The 3,382-nt window shown below is 45.5% G+C and carries 3 protein-coding genes; 1 reads left to right on the forward strand and 2 read right to left on the reverse strand.

Annotation, left to right across the window (positions count from 1 at the left end; genetic code table 11):
• On the forward strand, positions 1 to 1,400 hold a 1,400-nt coding region (locus IQR33_RS32590; protein ID WP_228013794.1), incomplete at its 5' end, for a thioesterase domain-containing protein.
• A 79-nt stretch (positions 1,401 to 1,479) separates the two neighbouring features.
• Here IQR33_RS32590 and IQR33_RS08075 read toward each other — a convergent pair.
• Together IQR33_RS08075 and fepG are read right to left on the reverse strand one after the other, a co-directional pair.
• Positions 1,480 to 2,301 carry an ABC transporter ATP-binding protein gene (locus IQR33_RS08075; RefSeq protein WP_017821440.1) on the reverse strand — a complete coding sequence of 274 codons (822 nt, stop codon included), beginning with the start codon at positions 2,299 to 2,301 and terminating at the stop codon, positions 1,480 to 1,482.
• 1 nt (position 2,302) lies between these two features.
• On the reverse strand, positions 2,303 to 3,343 hold the full coding sequence (gene fepG, locus IQR33_RS08080; protein ID WP_193837329.1) for an iron-enterobactin ABC transporter permease: 1,041 nt from the start codon (positions 3,341 to 3,343) through the stop codon (positions 2,303 to 2,305).
• Between the last annotated feature and the right edge of the window lie 39 nt (positions 3,344 to 3,382).

Consider the following 3,382-nt stretch of genomic DNA (forward strand, 5'->3'; position numbering starts at 1 on the left):
CAGGAGATGTTGTTCGTTGGCTACCCTCTGGAAAAATCGAATACCTTGGTCGAAGTGATGATCAATTAAAAATTCGTGGTCAACGGATTGAACTGGGAGAAATCGAAACGGCGCTTCAATCGCTTGCAGGTGTTAAGCAGGCCCTTGTCTGTGCAAAATCCTTGAGTAATGAAAAGGCCATGGCGGGTGCGGATGATCGCCAGCTTGTGGGTTATGCGATCCTCAATGATGGTGTCGAAACGGAGAGCGAAACTCTGCGCAGCAAACTGGCAGAGCATTTGCCAGCTCACATGGTTCCTGTTGCCATTATCTTGATGGAAGAATACCCATTAAGTGCCAACGGCAAACTTGATCGCAAAGCGTTGCCTCTCCCGAGTGACGTTGTTACTGGTTCTGGGCGAACGGCACGACCAGGGATGGAAACTCAACTTGTGAGCATATTTGCTGACGTGTTAGGGCTGGATACTCTGTCTGCAGAAGATGATTTCTTTGCCTTAGGTGGTCACTCATTAATGGCAATGAAGCTGGCAGCAGATATTCGTCGAATTCTTAATGTTCCTGTGACCATTGGTCAAATCATGGTGAACCCAACACCAGAGAAACTGACGGCATTATTATTAGACGATGAAGCGCTAAACGATCCAACTCTTGCTGGCTTTGGTGAAGTCCTGCCAATAAGAGCGGGATCTGGTCCTGCGCTCTTCTGCATCAATTCCGCCTCTGGCTTCGCGTGGCAATATACAGGTTTACCTAAATATCTGGATGGTCACTATCCAGTGTTTGGTCTGCAATCACCACGTCCAAATGGTGCCATCTCTGCGGGGCGAGGCATGGAAGATGCTTGTGATATTCATATGAAAGCATTGAAGCAATTACAGCCTGAAGGGCCATACCATTTACTAGGCTATTCCTTTGGTGGAACAGTAGCTCAAGCATTGGCATCTAAACTGCGACGTCAAGGTGAAGAAGTTGCATTCTTAGGCTTGCTAGATACCTACCCACCTGAAGGCCAAGATTGGGAAGGGCCAATGAATGAAGAGGCGCAAGACGAGATCGAAAGAGAAAAGGATTTGTTCTTAGCAGCAAATGACATTACAGATGATGAATTGGACAAGCAACGTATGGCGATGTTTAAAGATATTACATCGAACTATGAAGATGCTGTTCGGCTATTATCTAGCGCAAAATCATCACTTTATGATGGTGAGGTGAATTTGTTTGTGGCTGAACGTACCTTACCGGAGGGGTATGACATTGATGCGCATTGGAAGCCATTTATTACCAGCTTGCACAAGCATTATTTCGAGTGTTCGCACGAAGATATTATCGCGCCTGAAAACGTTGGTGATGTTGGGGAGCAGCTAAATACGTTGCTTAGTGGACTCCCAAGTTTGAAGTAACAAAAATAAAACCGGCGAAATCGCCGGTTTTTTATTGGTGTAAATTCTTTATGTGAAACGCATGATATCGTCAGAAACGCTAATCGACTCTAGAATCTCGAGGAATGATCATTGGCGTCTTGGTTAGAGGGTCGGGCATTATTAAACAACGTAACCCATATACGTGTTGGATCAGTGTTTCTGTGATCACCGTATTGGGTGTTCCTTCTGCAACGACTTGTCCTGAATTCATCACGATTAAGTGATCAGCATAACGACATGCATGATTGAGATCGTGCAGCACCGCAACGATGGTTGAACTGTTTTGCCGATTCAGTTTTCTAAATAGATCCAATAGTTCAATTTGATGTGCAATGTCTAAATAAGTTGTCGGTTCATCTAACAGTAAATAAGGTGTTTTTTGCGCCAGAACCATGGCAACCCAAACACGTTGCCGCTGTCCTCCGGACAATGCTTCAACGTTTTGCCCTAGTAATGGCTCAACCTGAGTTGCCTCTATCGCTTGTTGTACGGCCTGTTCGTCAGCTTGTGTCCAGCGTTTCAAAAATGATTGATGAGGGAAGCGCCCTCGACATATGAGATCGTGAACAGTTAAGCCAGATGGCGCAATTGCAGATTGGGGCAGTAGTCCCAGCTGCTTTGCCAGTTCTTGACGAGGAAAGTGGCAGAGATTTTTGCCATCTAACAAAACAGATCCAGATTTGGGCATGAGCAGATTGCTTAATCCGCGTAGTAATGTTGATTTACCGCAGCCGTTTGGTCCTAAGATGACAGTGAATTTATTGTCTGGGATGCCAACTGACAAAGATTGAGATATGACGTTATCTTGGTAGGCGAGTGTGACTTGTTCCGCCTGCAATCGATAGCGCGAGTTTATTTTATGTTGTGTTGCGTTAGTCAAATTATGATCTCTCTGATTGGCGAATAAGCAAATACAGCAAGTAGATACCTCCAATACTTATGGTTATTACGCCGACGGGTAATTGGTGTGGTGCAAATAAATTAACGGCAGTGAAATCGGACAGAGTGAGTAACATCGCTCCCATCAATGCTGAGGCCATCAGTCCCACCGAGCCATCTTTGGTTAGCTTTCTAGCAAGTTGTGGAGCGACTAAAGCGATGAATGAAATCGGGCCCGTAGCGGCGGTGACTGCTGCTGTCAAAATAACGCCAGATAGCATCGCTAACCGCCGAGTGCGTTCACCACTTACGCCAAGCATTGCGGCATTGTCATCACCCATTTCTAAAAGGTTTAACTTTCTGACAAGTGTTGCAGATATGACAAAAGCGACAGCAATAAAAACAAATGATGGCAAAATTTTATTCCATCCCAGCCCATTCAGTGTACCAGCACCCCATATGGCGGCTGTCATCGCTGTCTCCAACTTGCTTGTGAGCATCAGCCAGCTATTAAAAGCGCTTAACATGGCGCTGATGCCAATACCAATGATGATTAATCTAAATCCTTGGATTCCTTGTTTGTATGCCAGCAGGTATACAGCCGTTGCTGCAATTAAGCCGCCTGTGATTGCACCAAATGCAACCTCAAAATAGCTTCCCCCAAATACAATGATGACGACTAGTGCACCTGTGTACGCGCCAGTGTTAAAGCCAATAATGTCAGGGCTTCCTAATGGATTACGGATGAGTGATTGAAAAAGTGCACCACTGACTCCGAGCGCTGCGCCAAAAACAAGCGATGCAAATAACCTCGGTAGTCGCCATTCAAGAATCACAATTGAAGTGAATTGTTCAGCTGTGCCGAATGCGACCTCAACAAGATCGGTCGGGCTTGTTCTTAGCTCTCCTTGAGATAAAGCGAAGGTGGCAATGATTGTTGTGGCTATTGTAAGCAAAATGCACCAAGCGACAGTTCGTTTGGATATTAGAAAATTGAAACGGCCGCTTTTGCGGCCAAGTAGGTAAGTGCCTGATGGTTGCATTAGAGTTTACCAAAGGAGTTCAGTTTACGAGCGAGGTAG

Origin of the sequence: Vibrio sp. OPT46 (assembly GCF_015163535.1) — a bacterium.
GTDB classification, from domain to species: domain Bacteria; phylum Pseudomonadota; class Gammaproteobacteria; order Enterobacterales; family Vibrionaceae; genus Vibrio; species Vibrio alginolyticus.

Coding starts and splice junctions, on each gene's coding strand:
- fepG (WP_193837329.1), bottom strand. CDS start 3,343: ATGCAACCATCAGGCACTTACCTACTTGGCCGCAAAAGCGGCCGTTTC.